The sequence below is a fragment of the Verminephrobacter eiseniae EF01-2 genome (genome assembly GCF_000015565.1).
Classification (GTDB): domain Bacteria; phylum Pseudomonadota; class Gammaproteobacteria; order Burkholderiales; family Burkholderiaceae_C; genus Acidovorax; species Acidovorax eiseniae.
In genome coordinates this window covers 30,970-46,631 of sequence record NC_008786.1, presented here as the reverse complement: position 1 = coordinate 46,631, position 15,662 = coordinate 30,970, and the positions used below count along the sequence as shown (strand labels likewise).

The following is a 15,662-nucleotide window of genomic DNA, read 5'->3' as shown; positions in this document are numbered from 1 at the left end:
CATGGCCTGGGCCTGCATGGTGCTGCGCTGCGCGAAACGGGCGCGGCCCGCGCTAGTGTCGCGTCACCGATCATCTGTCGGTCTGCGCTGGCCATCGAAGCGCATCGCGGCGTTGCATCGCTTGCCAATACGCTCGGTATTGGCTGCGCGATGCGCCTTGCGCTGCGCTCCGATGGCTGCGCGCAGCCTACGACATCTGATCCGTGACGCGACACGAGGGACGCTGCAGAACCAGTTTTGCCAGGCCGCTGGCGCCGTCCCCTTCGGGGGAAGGCGCTGCAGCCGGCCCGGGGGGGCTTCGCATCGATGACCGACGACCAGCTTCTGCGCTATTCCCGCCATATCCTGCTCGATGAAATGGGCATCGAGGGCCAGGAGCGGGTTCTGGCCGCGCACGCGCTGATCATCGGTGTCGGGGGCCTGGGCTCGCCTGCGGCGCTCTACCTGGCCGGGGCCGGGGTCGGCCACATCACGCTGGTCGACGACGATGTGGTGGATCTGACCAACTTGCAGCGCCAGATCGCCCACACCACGGCGCGGGTCGGGCGCCCGAAGGTGGAGTCGGCGGCGGCGGCGCTGGCGGCGCTCAATCCGCAGGTGCGGGTGACGGGGCTGCAAGCCCGGGTGGACGCCGCCACCCTCGATGGCCTGGTGCAAAAGGCCACCGTAGTGCTCGATTGCAGCGACAACTACGCCACGCGCCATGCCATCAACGCGGCCTGTGTGCGCCAGGCCAAGCCGCTGGTGGCGGGGGCGGTGCTCCGGTTCGACGGGCAACTGACGGTGCTCGACCCGCGCGATGCGCAGTCCCCCTGCTACGCCTGCATCTTTGCGCCCGATGCCGATTTCGAGGAGGCGCGCTGCGCCACGATGGGCGTGTTTGCGCCGCTGGTCGGGGTGGTGGGCGCGCTGCAGGCCGCCGAAGCGCTCAAGCTGCTGGCCGGCATCGGGCAATCGCTGGCCGGCCGGCTCTGGATGCTCGACGGGCGCTCGATGCGCTGGAACTGCATCCGCGTGCAGCGCAGCCCCGGCTGCACCGTGTGCGCGCCCCGGTAGGGCGTGCTGCGGTACGCTGCTACGGTGCGGTGCGCTGCCGGCCGCTGGCACGATCGGGGCCGCTCCATGCCCGACCGTTTTGCAGACCCGAGCAGCGCAGGCGCGCGCGCTGCTCGCAACACTGGAGCCGTCCGTGAAACTGCGTACCTACTTCGTTGAAGACAATGCGACCATCCGGGAGAACCTGATCGGCACCCTGGAGGAGTTGGCGTCGGTGCAGGCCGTCGGCGTTGCAGAAACCGAAGACGCCGGCAAGGAGTGGCTCACGACGCACGCTGGCCAGTGGGATCTGGCCATCGTCGATCTCTTCCTGCGCCAGGGCAATGGTCTGGGTGTGCTGGCCGCCTGCCGCGCACGCCGCCCCGGGCAGAAGATCGTGGTGTTGAGCAACTACGCCACCCCTGACGTGCGCATGCGGTGCACGCAGTTGGGCGGGGATGCGGTGTTCGACAAATCCAACGAAATCGATGCGCTGGTGGCCTACTGCGTTCTGCACGGCAGCCGCAGCGCAGACCCCGGCACGGGGCCGGTCCTGCCGTGATGCCGGATGCCGCCGCCCCTGCCGGTTCGCTGGCGGCGGCGTCCCCTTCAGGGCCGGGAGCCGCAGGCGATGCGGGTGTCCTAGTGTCGTGTCACCGATCAGATGTCGTAGGCTGCGCGCAGCCATCGGAGCGCAGCGCAAGGCGCATCGCGCAGCCAATACCGAGCGTATTGGCAAGCGCTGCAACGCCGCGATGCGCTTCGATGGCCAGCGCAGACCGACAGATGATCGGTGACGCGACACTAGGGTGTGCCCGCCCCAGTCAATCGATCAGCCGGTTCTTGAGCGCGTAGTAGGTCAGGTCGCTATTGGATGACAGCCCCATTTTTTCCATCAGCCGCGTGCGGTAAGTGCTCACGGTCTTGACGCTCAGCGACAGCGCCTCGGCGATGTCGCCCGTGGTGGCGCCCCGGGCCAGCTTGAGAAACACCTGAAACTCGCGCTCGGACAATTGCTGATGGGCTGGCCGCTCGTCCTTGCTGCCCAGTTGTCGGGCCAGCAGTTCGGCCACCACCGGGGTCAGGTAGCGGCGGCCCAGCGCGATGGTGCGGATGGCCTGCACGATCTGCGCAGGCTCGCATTCCTTGTTCAGGTAGCCGCTGGCGCCCTGGCGGATCAGGTTGATCGCATAGTGCTCCTCGGGGTAGCCGCTCAGGATCAAAATGCCCATGTCCGGCGCCTTGGCGCGCAGCATCGCCAGCGCATCGAGCCCGCTCTGACCGGGCATCGACAAGTCCATCAGCAGCACGTCGATTTCCTGGTTGCGCACCAGGTCTATGGCTTGCCGGCCATTGGCCGCCTCCCCTTGCACCCGCAGGTCCACCTGCTCGGACAAGAACTGGCGCAACCCGGAGCGCACAATCGCATGGTCATCCACAATGCCGATCCTGATCATCGATCTTTCTTTCAGTTGCAACGGGTGCAGCCCCCAAGCCGGCAGCGCCGGCGCCGTGGGGGCACACCATGCGCGGTGATTATCCGGAAATAAAACCCATGAATCTCCAGGAAGGCACCCGGCGCTGGTTGCCCAAGGTGCGCAAGATGGCCCTGAGTTTGCCGATGGCGCTGTTGGCGGCGGCGGTGCTCGTGGGCATCAACGAGACCGGGCATATGCGCTCGCAGGACGCGGTGCAGCAAATGTCCCTGGGCCAGAGCACCCGCAGCGATGTCAACAGCTTGCTGCAAAGCATGCTGGATGCAGAGACCGGTCAGCGCGGCTATCTGCTGACCGGCGCCGAGACCTACCTGGAGCCTTACGACCGGGCCGTCGCCACCGTGCAGACCCATCTGGACCGGCTGCGCAGCCAGCTCTCGGGTTTTCCCGAGGACGCGCAGGAGCTTGCGCTGCTGTCGCGGCGGGTGGTGCGCAAGCTCGCAGAGATGGATCTGAGCCTGCGCCTGCGCCGCCAGGGCAATGAAGATGCCTGGAAGTTCATCCTGAACACCGATGTCGGCCAGGAGCACATGCAGGCCATCCGCCGCCATGCCCAGGTTTTGAGCGAGCGCAGCGACCAGCGCGTGCAGCATGGCCAGCGGCAGATCGGGCAGTCCCTGATGCTATCGCGCATCGGCATTGCCACGGTCACCCTCATCGGCCTGTGCGCCTTTTACATGTACCTGCGCCAGACCCGGGCCGTGCAGCAGGTGGGCCAGCGCGAGCAGGAAATGCTCGAACGCGAGCGCGACCGGCTCGAGGGCCTGGTGCGCGAGCGCACGGCCACGCTGTCAGAGCTGGCCAACCACTTGCAGCAGGTGCGCGAGCAGGAGCGGGGGCATCTGGCGCGCGAGTTGCACGACGAACTCGGGGCCTTGCTGACGGCGGCCAAGCTCGATGTGGCGCGCCTGAAATCCAAGCTCGATGCCGCGGCGCCGGACATTGCCGAGCGCCTGGCGCACCTGACGCAGACGCTCAACAGCGGCATCGCGCTCAAGCGCCGCATCATCGAAGACCTGCGCCCTTCGTCGCTGTCCAACCTGGGTCTGACGGCGGCGCTGGAAATTCTGACGCGCGAGTTTGCCGGGCACGCGGGCATCGAGGTCGAGACCAGCCTGGAGTCCGTGCAACTGCCCGAAGCCGTGCAACTGACGGTGTACCGCATGGTGCAGGAGGCCCTGACCAATATCGGCAAATACGCCAAGGCGCAGCAGGTGCTGGTGTCGGTGCACGCCCATCCCGGCCATGTGGCGGTGCAGGTGCGCGACGACGGCCAGGGGTTTGACCCGGCTGCCCTGCCCCCGACCTCGCACGGCCTGGCAGGCATGAGGCATCGCGTGGAGGCGGCCGGCGGGCGCCTGTCGATCACTTCGCGCCCCGGCGGCGGCACCTTGCTGTCGGCGATACTGCCGCTGCGCGCGCGGCAGCCGGCGTGACGCGATCGGCACTGCGCGCCATCGGGTTTAAGCTCCACACCATGCGGGTCTTCAATTGCGACCATTGCGGTCATCTGGTTTTCTTCGATAGCGTGCGCTGCCTGCACTGCGGCAGCGCGCTGGCCTTCCTGCCGGACGCGCTGGCCATGGCGGCGCTGGCGCCAGCGCCCCGGGATGGCCCGCTGCTGTGGCGCCGCATGGGCGAGCATGGCGGCGCCATGTACCGCATGTGCCACAACCACAGCGCGTACCAAGCCTGCAACTTCGCCGTGCCGGCCAGCGACGCGGTGGCGCTGTGCGCCTCATGCCGCCAGACCCGCGTGCTGCCGGACCTGTCGCAGCCGGCCCATCTGGGCCGCTGGCAGCAGATCGAAGCGGCCAAGCGCCAACTGTTCTACACCTTGGCGCGCCTGGGGCTGGAGCCGGTGCCGGGGCGCTGCGGCCCGGTGTTCGAGTTCCTCGCCGACCTGCCGGGCGACCCGGCGATCCTGACCGGCCACCATGGCGGAACCATCACCCTGAACGTGGCCGAGGCCGATGACGGCGAGCGCGCGCGCCGCCGCATCGCCCTGGGCGAGCCTTACCGCACCTTGATCGGCCACCTGCGCCACGAGTCCGGCCATTTCTACTGGGACCAACTGGTGCGCGATGGCGACCGCAGCGCGCCCTTTCGCAGCCTGTTCGGCGACGAGCGGCAGGACTACGCGGCCGCGCTGCAGGCCCACTATGCCAAGGGCCATGACCTGGGCGACTGGTCGGCGCAGCATGTCAGCGCCTATGCCACGGCCCACCCGTGGGAAGACTGGGCCGAAACCTGGGCCCATTACCTGCACATGATCGACCTGCTGGAGACGGCTGCCAGCTACCAGGCCAGCGTCACCGTGCCCGCCCCCCGGGCCGCGCTGCGCCACCATGTGACGGACCCCTTTGCCAGCCCGCGCCCGGCTTTTCAGGACATGGTGCGCCAGTGGGTTCCGCTCACGCTGCTGCTCAACAGCCTGAACCGCAGCCTGGGGCAGAGCGACGCCTACCCGTTTGCGCTGTCATCCGGCGCCATGGCCAAGCTGCGCTTCGTGCACGATCTGGTGCAGGCATGAAGTGCCGCGCCCTTGGGCTGCCTGCGGCCCGGCAAAGCCGCTGCCCTGTGCCGTCCTTTGGCAGCAAACGATGCCACGGGTGCAGGTTTCATCTGCATCTGCATCTGCATCTGTAGCGATCGATTGGGCAGCCATTCAAAACTCCAGGTTGTCGATCAGCCGCGTCGTTGCGAGCCGCGCGGCGCCCAATGCCACCAGCGTGCCGGGCGCATCCTGCGCCGTGGCCGGTTGCAGATCGGCGCGCCGGCACACCGTCAGGTAGTCGGGCTGCCAGCCGCGGGCGCGCAGCGCGTCCAGGGCCTGCTGCTCCAGCGCCGGGCCCGGGTTGCGGGCCTCGCGCCAGCGCCGGGCCAGTTGCTGCAACGCCAGCGGCAGGGCGACGGCCTCTTGGCGCTCGGCCAGGCTCAAAAAGCCGTTGCGCGAGCTCAGCGCCAGGCCGTCCGCAGCACGGCAGGTTTCACCCGCCACGATCTCGATCGGCAGTGCCAACTGCTGGACCATCTGGCGGATCACCATGAGCTGCTGGTAATCCTTCTTGCCAAACACCGCCGTGCCCCCCGTCTTGCCCAGCACGCAGGCAAAGAGCTTGAGCACCACGGTGCCTACGCCGACGAAGAAGCCGGGGCGAAACTGCCCTTCCAGCCGATCCGCCAGCGCCGGGTCGGGGTGCAGTTTGAAGGTTTGCGGCTGCGGGTACAGGTCGGCCTCGCGCGGGGCAAACAGCAGGTCGCAGCCCACGGCCTGCAGTTGCGCGCAGTCGGCCTCCCAGGTGCGCGGGTAGCTGTCGAAATCCTCGTGCGGCAAGAACTGCAGGCGGTTCACGAAGATGCTGGCCACCGTCACGTCGCCGAGCGGCTTGGCCAGGCGCATCAGGGCGATATGCCCGTCATGCAGATTGCCCATGGTGGGCACGAAGGCCGGGTGGCGGTAGGGCGCGAGGGCCTGGCGCAGGTCGGCAATGGAGCGGGCGATCAGCATGGCAATTCCATCAGGGGTCAGGCTATGGGCGGCAATGGGAGCAACGGGCGGCAAGGGCAGCAAATACTGCGGGGGCGACGGGAGCGACAGGAACGCGAGGGCAACGCCGTGCCGGCCGGGCCTACCAGGCGTGCAAGGCGTCGTCCGGAAAGCGCCCCTGCTTGACCGCCTGCACATAGGCCGCGATGGCGCCGTGCACGCTGCCTGCGTCCTGCATGAAGTTGTGGACGAACCTGGGCATTTTGCCCAGGTTCATGCCCAGCATGTCGTGCAGCACCAGCACCTGGCCCGCCGTGCCGTTGCCCGCGCCGATACCGATGGTGTGGCAGTGCGGCAGCGCGTCCGTGATGTCGCGCGCCAGCGCGGCGGGCACCATCTCCAGCACCAGCAGGGCGGCGCCGGCGTCTTGCAACTCGCGGGCCTGCTGGCGCAGCGTGCGGGCGCCGGCGTCCGTTTTGCCCTGCACACGGTAGCCGCCCAGGGCGTGCACCGACTGCGGCGTCAGGCCCAGATGGGCGCACACCGGCACGCCACGCTGCACCAGGAACTCCACCGTGGGCGCCGTCCAGCCGCCGCCTTCGAGCTTGACCATCTGCGCGCCCGCCTGCATCAGCACGCAGGCGCTGCGCAGGGCCTGTTCGCGGCTTTCGGCGTAGCTGCCGTAGGGCAGATCGGCCACCAGCCAGGCGCTGCCCTGCACCCGGTGCAGGCCCCGGGCCACGCAGGCGCTGTGGTAGGCCATGGTGTCGAGCTGCACGCCCACGGTGCTGGGCAAGCCCTGGCACACCATGCCCAGCGAGTCGCCGACCAGAATGCATTCCACACCCGCCGCATCGGCCAGCGCCGCAAACGTGGCATCGTAGGCCGTCAGCATGGTGATCTTCTCGCCCGCTGCGCGCAGTTGCGCAAGGCGCGGCAGGCTCACTGGAGCGCCTCTGCCTGCGGCTGCGGTATGAGCGCCTTCGGGCGCTGCGGGCGACGGTGTGCCGTAGGGTGCGGCACAAGGCGCGGCAGAGGCGGGCATGGCAGAGGGCGGCGTGCGGGTGGCGGTCATGCGGCGTCCGGGGAGAAAAATGGGCACCAGTTTATGCGAGGCCGGCACGGCTTGCGGCTATGCTCGCAGCCATGACTTCGACCCCCGCTTCGACCCCCGACTCCCAAGACCGCAGCGTGGCCGACATGGCCCGCGCCGACGCAGCCCGCGCGCTGGCAGAAGACCTGGGCACGGGCGATCTCACGGCGGGCCTGATCGATCCCGCCCGCCGCGCCCGCGCCCGCATCCTGGCGCGCGAGGCCGCCGTGATCTGCGGCGCGCCCTGGGCCGAGGCCACGTTGCGCGCGCTCGACCCCGGCGTGCTGCTCGACTGGCATGTGGCCGAAGGCCAGCGCTGCGCGCCCGGGCAGGTGGTGCTGACGCTGGAAGGCCAGGCGCGCGCGCTGCTCAGCGCCGAGCGCACGGTGCTGAACTTTTTGCAACTGCTCAGCGCCGTGGCCACCCGAACGCGCATCCATGTGGACGCGGTGGCAGGCACCGGCGCCCGGATCGTGGACACGCGCAAGACCTTGCCGGGCCTGCGCCTGGCGCAAAAATACGCAGTGCGCGTGGGCGGCGGCAGCAACCACCGCATCGGCCTGTACGACGCCGTGCTGATCAAGGAAAACCACATTGCCGCCGCCGGTGGCGTGACGGCCGTGCTGCGCGCGGTCGGCCAGCTCGATCTTGCTGCGCAGGCCCGGTTCATACAGATCGAAGTCGAAACGCTGGAGCAGTTGGGCCAGGCCCTGGACGCGGGCGCCAGGATGGTGCTGCTCGACAACATGCCGCTGCCCATGCTGCGCGAGGCCGTGCGCCGCAACGCCGGGCGCGCAATCCTGGAAATCTCGGGCGGCGTCACCCTGGCCGGCCTGCGCGAACTGGCCGAAACCGGCGTCGACCGCATCTCCATCGGCACGCTGACCAAGGATGTGCAGGCCATCGACTTGTCGATGCGTCTGCAGGATCTGTCATGACCGAACCCGCCATGCCCGGGCGCATCGCCGTCGAATACGAGCAGCCGCTGGCCGCTGGCGGCGCCTGCTCGACCAGACAAGCCTGGGCGCACGTGCCGCCCGAACCGGCGCCGGCCGAGCGCGCCGCGCTCAGGCAGCAAATCCGCCGCCTGCTGCGGCAAAACGACGCCGTGATGGTGGCGCACTACTACGTGCATCCCGACCTGCAGGACCTGGCCGAGGAGACCGGCGGATTGGTGGGCGATTCGCTGGAAATGGCGCGCTTCGGCCGCGACCATGCCGCCCGGACGCTGGTGGTGTCGGGCGTGCGCTTCATGGGCGAAACGGCCAAGATCCTCAGCCCCGGAAAAACCATCCTGATGCCCGATCTGGACGCCCACTGCTCGCTCGACCTGGGCTGCCCGCCGGCCGCATTCAGCGCCTTTTGCGATGCGCACCCCGAGCGCACCGTGGTCGTCTACGCCAACACCAGCGCCGCCGTGAAGGCGCGGGCCGACTGGCTGGTCACCTCCAGTTGCGCGCTGGAGATCGTGGCTGCGCTGGCGGCGGCGGGCCAGAAAATCCTGTGGGCGCCCGACCGCCACCTGGGCGCCTACATACAGCGCGAGACCGGCGCCGACATGCTGCTCTGGAACGGCGCCTGCATCGTGCACGACGAGTTCAAGGCGTTCGAGCTCCAGGCCCTGAAACAGCAACACCCCCAGGCCAAGGTGCTGGTCCATCCCGAAAGCCCGGCCGATGTGCAGGCGCTGGCCGATGCCATTGGCTCGACCTCGGCCATCCTCAAAGCCGCGCGCCAGATGGCGGCCAAAGAATTCATCGTGGCCACCGACAGCGGCATGTTGCACCAGTTGCGCGCGCAAAACCCCGGCAAGATCTTCCACGAAGCCCCGACGGCGGGCGACAGTGCCACCTGCAAAAGCTGCGCCCACTGCCCCTGGATGGCCATGAATGGCCTGGCCGACCTGGCCCGCGTGCTGGCAACCGGCGCCAATGCCATCAGCGTCGACCCGGCACTGCTGCCGCGTGCGCGCCAGCCCATCGACCGCATGCTGGCCTTCACTGCGGCGCTGCGCAACGGGCAAGCCGCTGCCGGTCTGGTGCCGCACCTGGGGGCGGCCTGAACGGCTGCGGCCTGTCATTCCATTTCTGAATCATCCTCTGAATCATCCGTGCACTTCGTCGGCGTCGCTTGCCGCGCATTCGTGCTGTCTGCGCTCTGCTTTCGCGTTCACGAACGATTTGGAAACGGAATCAGAAGGCAAAGATCTTCCCCGGATTGAGGATGTTCTTCGGGTCCAGCGCCCGCTTGATCGCGCGCATCATGTCCACCGCGCCGGCGCCGGTTTCATCGAGCAAAAACCCCATCTTGTGCAGGCCCACGCCATGCTCGCCGGAGCAGGTGCCGTCCAGGCTCAGGGCGCGGGCCACCAGATTGTGGTTCAGCGTTTCGGCGGTAATGCGCTCTTCGGGGTTGTCGGGGTCGAGCAGGTAGCCGAAGTGGAAGTTGCCGTCGCCCACATGGCCCACCAGGCTGTAGGGGATGCCGCTGGCCTCGGCTTCGGCCACCGATTCGAGCAGGCAGTCGGCCAGGCGGCTGATGGGCACACAGGTATCGGTGCTGATGGCGCGGCAGCCGGGGCGGCTTTGCACGGCGGCGAAGTAGGCGTTGTGCCGCGCCGCCCACAGCCGGCTGCGCTCTTCCGGCGTGCTGGCCCATTCGAAAGCCTGGCCGCCGAATTCGCCGGCGATCTCCTGCACGGTCTCGGTCTGCTCCTTCACGCCCGATGGCGTGCCGTGGAATTCCATCAGCAGCATCGGCTCTTCGCGCAGTTGGAGCTTGCTGTGCGCGTTGACCATGCGCACCGCGTGGCGGTCTATCAGCTCGATGCGGGCGATGGGCACACCGAGCTGTATGGTCTGTATGGTGGTGCGCACGGCGGCCTCGATGCTCGGGAACGAGCAGACCGCTGCGCTCACGGCCTCGGGCAGAGGGTACAGGCGCACGGTGATCTCGGTCATGATGCCCAGCGTGCCTTCGCTGCCCACCATCAGGCGCGTCAGGTCATAGCCTGCGCTGCTCTTTTTGGCGCGGGTGCCGGTGCGGATGACCTGGCCGCTGGCGGTGACCACTTCGAGCGCCAGCACGTTCTCGCGCATGGTGCCGTAGCGCACGGCGTTGGTGCCGCTGGCGCGCGTGGCGCTCATGCCGCCGATGCTGGCATCGGCGCCGGGGTCGATGGGGAAAAACAGGCCCGTGTCCTTGATGGCCTCATTGAGCTGCTTGCGGGTGATGCCGGGTTGCACCGTCACGGTCAGGTCTTCGGCATCGATGCTCAGCACCTGGTTCATGCGGCTCAGGTCGATGCTGATGCCGCCCTGCACGGCCAGCAACTGGCCTTCGAGCGACGAGCCTGCGCCGTAGGCAATCACCGGCACGGCGTACTGGCTGGCCAACTGCACGGCATCGGCCACATCCTGCGTGCTGTCGGCAAACACCACGGCCGACGGCGGCGGCGCCCGGAACGAACTCTCGTCCCGGCCATGCTGCTCGCGCACCGCCTGCGCCACCGTGCACTGGGCGCCAAAGCGGGTTTGCAGCGCGGCGATCAGCGCCGGGGGCACGACACGCAGATGAATTTCAGGCAACAGATGGGCTGCGTTCATGGTCTTGGCTCCTGGGGTGGCGATGCGTCGGCGCGGGGTCTCGATTCTATGCAGCCTTGGCGCGCGGTGGCCCTGGCTGCTTGGCCGGACGGTCTTTGCGGGTTTGTGCCCCGGCATTGCCGGTGACCGGGGGCCGACTGCATAATTTGCCTCACTTTGCGACCAGAACCTGTCATGACCGACCTCGAATTCATGGACCACGCTGAAAAACTGCTGCTGGCCGTCGAGCGCAGTTGCGATCGCATCAACGAAACCACGGATGCCGACCTGGACAGCCAGCGCTCGGGCGGCATGCTGACCCTGGTTTTCCCCAATCGCAGCCAGATCGTCATCAATCTGCAAAAACCGCTGCACGAGGTCTGGATGGCCGCGCGCTCGGGCGGCTACCACTACCGGTTTGACGGCCATGCGTGGCAGGACAGCAAGGGGGCAGGGGAGTTCTTTGCCTGCCTGGGCCGCGATGCCACCGTGCAATCCGGGCGACCGTTGCAGTTTGCGGCGTAAAACGCCGCTCAGTGGCGAAACAGGTCGAGAATCCGGTTGCGCTCCTCCGATGGCGGCGGCGCCTGGGGCACTGCGGCGGGTGCGGCAACGCCCCCCGCCTCCAGCCCGACGCTGGCAACGCCCGCGTTGTGGGCGTATTCCTCATAGAACCATTCCCCGCCCACATTCACGACCCCTGCCGGCACGTCGGGCTCCTGCACCGGGACGCCCCTGAGCGCGCGCTCCATGAAACTGATCCATATCGGCAGGCTGAGCCCGCCGCCCGTCTCGCGGCTGCCCAGATTGCGCGGGGTGTCGTAGCCAATCCATGTGACCGCCGCAATGGTGGGTTGGAAGCCGGCAAACCAGGCATCGACCGAGTCGTTGGTGGTGCCGGTCTTGCCGTAGATGTCCGGGCGCTTGAGGGTGGCCTGGGCCTTGGCGGCGGTCCCGGAGCGGGTCACCTCCTGCAGCAGGCTGTCCATGACAAAGGCGTTGCGCGCAGCGATGGCGCGGGACTGCTCGCCGCTGACCGGAGGCGGGGGTTCGGAAATCACCCGCCCTTTGTGGTCCGTGACCTTGGTGATCAACCAGGGGTTGACGCGATAGCCGCCGTTGGCAAACACGCAATAGGCCGAGGCCAGTTGCAGCGGCGTCACGGAACCCGTCCCCAACGCCATCGGCAGGTAAGCCGGGTGTTTCTCGACATCGAAGCCAAAGCGCCCCACCCAATCTTGCGCCGTCTTCGGGCCTATGGCCTGCAGGATGCGGATCGAGACCATGTTCTTGGACTTGGCCAGCCCGGTGCGCATGCTCATCGGCCCGTCGTATTTGCCGTCGTAGTTTTTCGGCTCCCAGGGCTGGCCGCCGGTGACGCCCGCGCCAAAGAACAAAGGCGCGTCGTTGATGACCGTGGCGGGCGTAAACCCCTTCTCCAGGGCTGCCGAGTAGATGAACGGCTTGAAGCTCGATCCTGGCTGGCGCCAGGCTTGCGTCGCATGGTTGAATTTGTTTTTATTGAAGTCGAAGCCCCCGACCAAGGCCCGAATCGAGCCGTTGCGCGGATCGAGCGCCACCAGGGCGCCTTCCACCTCCGGCAATTGCGTGATTTCCCAGGTGTTTTTGGGCGTCTTGAGCACCCGTATCACGGCGCCAGGGCGGATCCTGATGTTCGGCGGCGCCTTGTCGCTCAGCCCCGACTGCGCCGGCTTCAGGCCGTCGCCGGTGATCTCGATCTGGTCGCCAGTGGCACGCGCGGCAACGATCTTGTTCGGAGCGGCCGCCAGCACCACGGCAGCGAGCAGATCCCCGTTGTCGGGATGGTTGGCCAAGGCGTCGTCAATCGCGTCCTCCATCTCCTGCTGCGCGGCCGGCAGCGCGACAAACCGCTCCGGCCCGCGATACTGCTGGCGCCGTTCGTAATCCATGATCCCGCGGCGCAAGGCGTTGTAAGCGGTCTCTTGCTGCACGGCATTGAGGCTGGTGTAGACATTGAGCCCGCGTGTGTAGGCCTCGTTGCCATACTGGATGAAGATCAGTTGCCGCACCATTTCGGCCACATACTCGGCATGTATCCGGGTGTTGTCCGGGCCTGTGCGAATCTTGAGGTCCTCCTGCTTGGCCTCGGTCGCTTGCTGCGGCGTGATGAAGCCGTTTTCCCGCATGCGCTCGATGATGTACTGCTGGCGCACGCGGGCCCGCTTGGGGTTGCTGATCGGGTTGTAGGCCGAGGGCGCCTTGGGCAAGCCCGCAAGCATGGCCGCTTGCGCAATCGACAAGGACTTCAGCGGCGTGCCGAAATAGGCTTCGGAGGCCGCAGCAAAACCATAGGCGCGATTGCCCAGGTAAATCTGATTCATGTAGATCTCAAGAATCTGATCCTTGGTCAGCAAATTTTCCAACTTCAAAGTCAGTAATACTTCATAAATCTTGCGTGTGAACGTTTTCTCCGACGACAAATAAACATTGCGCGCCACCTGCATCGTGATCGTCGAAGCGCCCTGGCTCCCCAGGCGTCCGACATTGGCCAGACCGGCACGCAGCACACCTTTGTAGTCGATGCCGCCGTGCTGAAAAAACCGCGCGTCTTCGACCGCCAGGACGGCGTCCTTCATGACCTTCGGGATCTCGGCGATGGGCGTCAGATTGCGCCGCTCTTCCCCGAATTCGCCCAGCAACGCCCCTTCCGCCGAGTACACCCGCAAAGGCAGCTTGGGACGGTAGTCCGCAAGCTCCGATATGTCCGGCAGATTGGGGTAGGCCGCCGACAGCGCCACGGCGATCGTCAACGCCAGCCCTGCGACAGCGGCGGCGGTCAATCCGAGCAGCCACCCGCTGATGCGCAGGACCTGGCGCGACCAGGTCGGCCGGGCACGAACGGGGGGGGTGTCCGACTTGGCGGAGGACTTCGCTGGGGGGGGCTGCGGCATGTTGCTCCGGCGGGCTGGGGGTCGCGCATTATAAAAAACACCTGCCCGGGCTTGCCGGGGCAGGCCGCATCCTGCGCGCAGCGCCGCCGCCGAGCACCGCCGCCGAGAGGCGCGCCACACCGGTCCAGCAGTGTTGCAAGTGTAGAAAAATTTCGTTTGCTTTTTGCAACGCTCGGCAGACCGGACAACGGAAAAAGTCTTTACGATAGAACCCTCTTGCTGATAGCATTCATGTGAAGCGTGAGGTTTGGTTACACGTTTGGGCGATTGGTATCAGCCCTTTCCGCCCCACATCGGGCTATCCGCAAGTTACACATACAGGGGAGCAATCTTGATCTCAATGGGGTCCTTGTTCGGTCGCCAGTCTGCTCCGCTGCTGGGAATCGACATCAGTTCCTCCAGCGTCAAACTGGTGGAGTTGGGGCGCGACAAAGCGGGCAGTCTGGTCCTGGAGCGTTGCGCCATCGAGTTGCTCGAACGTGGCTGGATCACCGATGGCAACGTCGAAAAATTCGACGAGGTCGCCGATGCGCTGCGCCGGCTCATCAAAAAGAGCGGAGCGAAGACGAAAAACGTCGCCCTGGCACTGCCGCCTTCCGCCGTGATCACCAAAAGGATCACCCTGCCCGGGGGGATGACCGAGCAAGAGCTGGAGATCCAGGTCGAATCCGAAGCCAACCAGTACATCCCGTTCTCGCTGGATGAAGTGAGTCTGGACTTTTGCGTAGTCGGGCCGAGTAAGACGGCGGCTGACGATGTCGAGGTGCTGATTGCGGCTTCGCGGCGTGAAAAAGTCCAGGACCGGCAAGGGCTGGCCGAGGCGGCGGGCCTGAAGGCCGTCGTCATCGACATCGAATCCCATGCCGCGCGCATGGCCGCCGGGCGATTGATACAAGCCCTGCCCAACCAGGGTGTCGATGCCGTAGTGGCGCTTTTCGAGATCGGCGCCTTGACCACCAGCATGCAGGTCCTGAGCAACGATGAAGCCCTTTATGACCGGGATCAGGCCTTCGGCGGCGCGCAACTGACGCAACTGATCATGCGCCAGTACGGTTTCTCGATGGAAGAAGCCGAAAGCAAGAAGCGCAGCGGAGAACTGCCCGAAGATTATCAATCGGCCGTGCTGCACCTGTTCGTCGACAGCATGGCGCAAGAAATTGGCCGGGCGTTGCAGTTCTTTTTTACCAGCACCCCGCACAACCGCGTAGACCACATCCTGCTGGCAGGGGGATCGGCACCCTTGCCCGGACTGACCGAAGCAGTGACCCAACACACCGGTTTCGTTTGCAACACAGTCAACCCGTTTGACGGCATGGAGATCGGAAATGCCGTCCGAATGCAAAAAATGGCGCGTGAAGCGCCCACCTATTTGACCTCTTGCGGTCTGGCGATGCGGAGGTTCCTGCAGTGATCCTGATCAACTTGCTACCCCACCGGGAGGAAGCCCGTAAACGCCGCAAAGAGGCCTTTCAGGCCGCCACGCTTGCGTCGGCTCTTCTCGGCCTGGCGATCGCCGGCGCCATTTACTGGGGGTTCCAGATGCTGATCACGGATCAACTGGACAGGAATGCCTTCCTCCAGAAGGAAACCCAGGTTCTGGAAGGACAGATCAAGGAAATCGCCTCCATCGAAGACGAGATATCTGCGCTGCGTGCCAGACAAAAGGCGGTGGAAGATCTTCAGTCGGACAGAAACTTGCCAGTCCATTTGCTGGCCGAACTGGTCAAACAATTGCCGGACGGAATGTTCATCACCGGCATCAGACAAGCGGAGCAGACCATCACGATGCAGGGCGTGACTTATTCGAATGAGCAGGTTTCCGAACTGCTGCGCAATCTCGCCGACAACACCCCTTGGTTGACCAAGCCCGAGTTGGCCGAAATCGTCGCGGGCAGCAATTTCGCTGCGGTCCAGAACCAGCGCAACCCGCGCCCGGCGTCTTCATTCAACCTCAGGTTCCAACTGGTTCGGGCCAGCGATGCCGAAAAAACGATAGCTGCTGCCAACGCTGCTGCGCCTGGAGGAAAGTGA

General features: G+C 66.4%; 16 protein-coding genes. 11 read left to right on the top strand and 5 right to left on the bottom strand.

The genetic code is table 11. From position 1 onward, the window contains the following. The first annotated feature begins 1 nt into the window (after position 1). The 4 genes from VEIS_RS25085 to VEIS_RS27950 all read left to right on the top strand — a co-directional run bounded on the left by VEIS_RS25085 (position 2) and on the right by VEIS_RS27950 (position 1,890). Positions 2-310 carry a hypothetical protein gene (locus tag VEIS_RS25085; protein ID WP_157048332.1) on the top strand — a complete coding sequence of 103 codons (309 nt, stop codon included), beginning with the start codon at positions 2-4 and terminating at the stop codon, positions 308-310. Then, positions 307-1,056, top strand: coding sequence for a HesA/MoeB/ThiF family protein (locus VEIS_RS00175; protein WP_011807846.1), 750 nt, complete (start codon positions 307-309; stop codon positions 1,054-1,056). Before VEIS_RS25085 ends, VEIS_RS00175 begins: the two co-directional genes overlap by 4 nt. Positions 1,057-1,189: 133 nt before the next feature. Continuing rightward, positions 1,190-1,597, top strand: a complete 408-nt coding sequence (locus tag VEIS_RS00170) for a response regulator (RefSeq protein ID WP_041950343.1) — start codon at positions 1,190-1,192, stop codon at positions 1,595-1,597. An 83-nt stretch (positions 1,598-1,680) separates the two neighbouring features. Next, on the top strand, positions 1,681-1,890 hold the full coding sequence (locus tag VEIS_RS27950) for a hypothetical protein (RefSeq protein ID WP_157048331.1): 210 nt from the start codon (positions 1,681-1,683) through the stop codon (positions 1,888-1,890). Here the strand turns inward: VEIS_RS27950 and VEIS_RS00165 are convergent. Beyond that, positions 1,860-2,492, bottom strand: a complete 633-nt coding sequence (locus VEIS_RS00165; protein ID WP_011807844.1) for a response regulator — start codon at positions 2,490-2,492, stop codon at positions 1,860-1,862. The two genes, VEIS_RS27950 and VEIS_RS00165, sit on opposite strands and share 31 nt — an antisense overlap. Before the next feature lie 98 nt (positions 2,493-2,590). On the opposite strand from VEIS_RS00165, the gene VEIS_RS00160 reads away from it, so the two are divergent. After that, positions 2,591-3,967 carry a sensor histidine kinase gene (locus VEIS_RS00160; protein WP_049773766.1) on the top strand — a complete coding sequence of 459 codons (1,377 nt, stop codon included), beginning with the start codon at positions 2,591-2,593 and terminating at the stop codon, positions 3,965-3,967. 41 nt (positions 3,968-4,008) lie between these two features. Next, positions 4,009-5,064: a zinc-binding metallopeptidase family protein gene (locus VEIS_RS00155; RefSeq protein WP_011807842.1), complete on the top strand. Its 1,056-nt coding sequence runs from the start codon at positions 4,009-4,011 to the stop codon at positions 5,062-5,064. A 135-nt stretch (positions 5,065-5,199) separates the two neighbouring features. Here VEIS_RS00155 and panC read toward each other — a convergent pair whose 3' ends face one another. After that, entirely contained in the window at positions 5,200-6,042 is an 843-nt protein-coding gene (panC, locus tag VEIS_RS00150; RefSeq protein WP_011807841.1) for a pantoate--beta-alanine ligase, read from the bottom strand. Between the two features lie 121 nt (positions 6,043-6,163). Then, positions 6,164-7,096: a 3-methyl-2-oxobutanoate hydroxymethyltransferase gene (panB, locus tag VEIS_RS00145; protein ID WP_011807840.1), complete on the bottom strand. Its 933-nt coding sequence runs from the start codon at positions 7,094-7,096 to the stop codon at positions 6,164-6,166. 71 nt (positions 7,097-7,167) lie between these two features. On the opposite strand from panB, the gene nadC reads away from it, so the two are divergent. Together nadC and nadA are read left to right on the top strand one after the other, a co-directional pair. After that, a complete protein-coding gene (gene nadC / locus VEIS_RS00140; protein WP_041950340.1) occupies positions 7,168-8,052 on the top strand; it encodes a carboxylating nicotinate-nucleotide diphosphorylase in 885 nt (294 codons plus the stop codon). Positions 8,053-8,063: 11 nt separating this feature from the next. Then, positions 8,064-9,176: a quinolinate synthase NadA gene (gene nadA / locus VEIS_RS00135; protein ID WP_011807838.1), complete on the top strand. Its 1,113-nt coding sequence runs from the start codon at positions 8,064-8,066 to the stop codon at positions 9,174-9,176. Positions 9,177-9,306: 130 nt separating this feature from the next. Here nadA and VEIS_RS00130 read toward each other — a convergent pair whose 3' ends face one another. Further along, the gene (locus tag VEIS_RS00130; protein ID WP_011807837.1) at positions 9,307-10,719 is read right to left on the bottom strand and encodes an FAD-binding oxidoreductase; all 1,413 of its coding nucleotides are present in this window, start codon (positions 10,717-10,719) and stop codon (positions 9,307-9,309) included. Between the two features lie 174 nt (positions 10,720-10,893). Here VEIS_RS00130 and cyaY point away from each other — a divergent pair, with 174 nt between their 5' ends. Continuing rightward, on the top strand, positions 10,894-11,223 hold the full coding sequence (gene cyaY, locus VEIS_RS00125) for an iron donor protein CyaY (RefSeq protein WP_011807836.1): 330 nt from the start codon (positions 10,894-10,896) through the stop codon (positions 11,221-11,223). 8 nt (positions 11,224-11,231) lie between these two features. Here the strand turns inward: cyaY and VEIS_RS00120 are convergent, their stop codons facing one another. After that, positions 11,232-13,631, bottom strand: a complete 2,400-nt coding sequence (locus VEIS_RS00120) for a penicillin-binding protein 1A (protein WP_011807835.1) — start codon at positions 13,629-13,631, stop codon at positions 11,232-11,234. Positions 13,632-13,962: 331 nt separating this feature from the next. On the opposite strand from VEIS_RS00120, the gene VEIS_RS00115 reads away from it, so the two are divergent. Beyond that, the gene (locus VEIS_RS00115; RefSeq protein WP_011807834.1) at positions 13,963-15,042 is read left to right on the top strand and encodes a pilus assembly protein PilM; all 1,080 of its coding nucleotides are present in this window, start codon (positions 13,963-13,965) and stop codon (positions 15,040-15,042) included. Beyond that, positions 15,039-15,662, top strand: a complete 624-nt coding sequence (locus VEIS_RS00110) for a PilN domain-containing protein (RefSeq protein WP_011807833.1) — start codon at positions 15,039-15,041, stop codon at positions 15,660-15,662. The genes VEIS_RS00115 and VEIS_RS00110 overlap by 4 nt, the downstream gene beginning before the upstream one ends.

What these genes read in the sequence shown, in the direction of transcription:
- nadC (WP_041950340.1), top strand. Translation starts at nt 7,168, where the DNA reads ATGACTTCGACCCCCGCTTCGACCCCCGACTCCCAAGACCGCAGCGTG.
- VEIS_RS00160 (WP_049773766.1), top strand. Translation starts at nt 2,591, where the DNA reads ATGAATCTCCAGGAAGGCACCCGGCGCTGGTTGCCCAAGGTGCGCAAG.
- VEIS_RS00165 (WP_011807844.1), bottom strand. Translation starts at nt 2,492, where the DNA reads ATGATCAGGATCGGCATTGTGGATGACCATGCGATTGTGCGCTCCGGG.
- VEIS_RS00120 (WP_011807835.1), bottom strand. Translation starts at nt 13,631, where the DNA reads ATGCCGCAGCCCCCCCCAGCGAAGTCCTCCGCCAAGTCGGACACCCCC.
- nadA (WP_011807838.1), top strand. Translation starts at nt 8,064, where the DNA reads ATGCCCGGGCGCATCGCCGTCGAATACGAGCAGCCGCTGGCCGCTGGC.
- panC (WP_011807841.1), bottom strand. Translation starts at nt 6,042, where the DNA reads ATGCTGATCGCCCGCTCCATTGCCGACCTGCGCCAGGCCCTCGCGCCC.
- VEIS_RS00130 (WP_011807837.1), bottom strand. Translation starts at nt 10,719, where the DNA reads ATGAACGCAGCCCATCTGTTGCCTGAAATTCATCTGCGTGTCGTGCCC.
- VEIS_RS00155 (WP_011807842.1), top strand. Translation starts at nt 4,009, where the DNA reads ATGCGGGTCTTCAATTGCGACCATTGCGGTCATCTGGTTTTCTTCGAT.
- VEIS_RS00175 (WP_011807846.1), top strand. Translation starts at nt 307, where the DNA reads ATGACCGACGACCAGCTTCTGCGCTATTCCCGCCATATCCTGCTCGAT.
- cyaY (WP_011807836.1), top strand. Translation starts at nt 10,894, where the DNA reads ATGACCGACCTCGAATTCATGGACCACGCTGAAAAACTGCTGCTGGCC.
- panB (WP_011807840.1), bottom strand. Translation starts at nt 7,096, where the DNA reads ATGACCGCCACCCGCACGCCGCCCTCTGCCATGCCCGCCTCTGCCGCG.
- VEIS_RS25085 (WP_157048332.1), top strand. Translation starts at nt 2, where the DNA reads ATGGCCTGGGCCTGCATGGTGCTGCGCTGCGCGAAACGGGCGCGGCCC.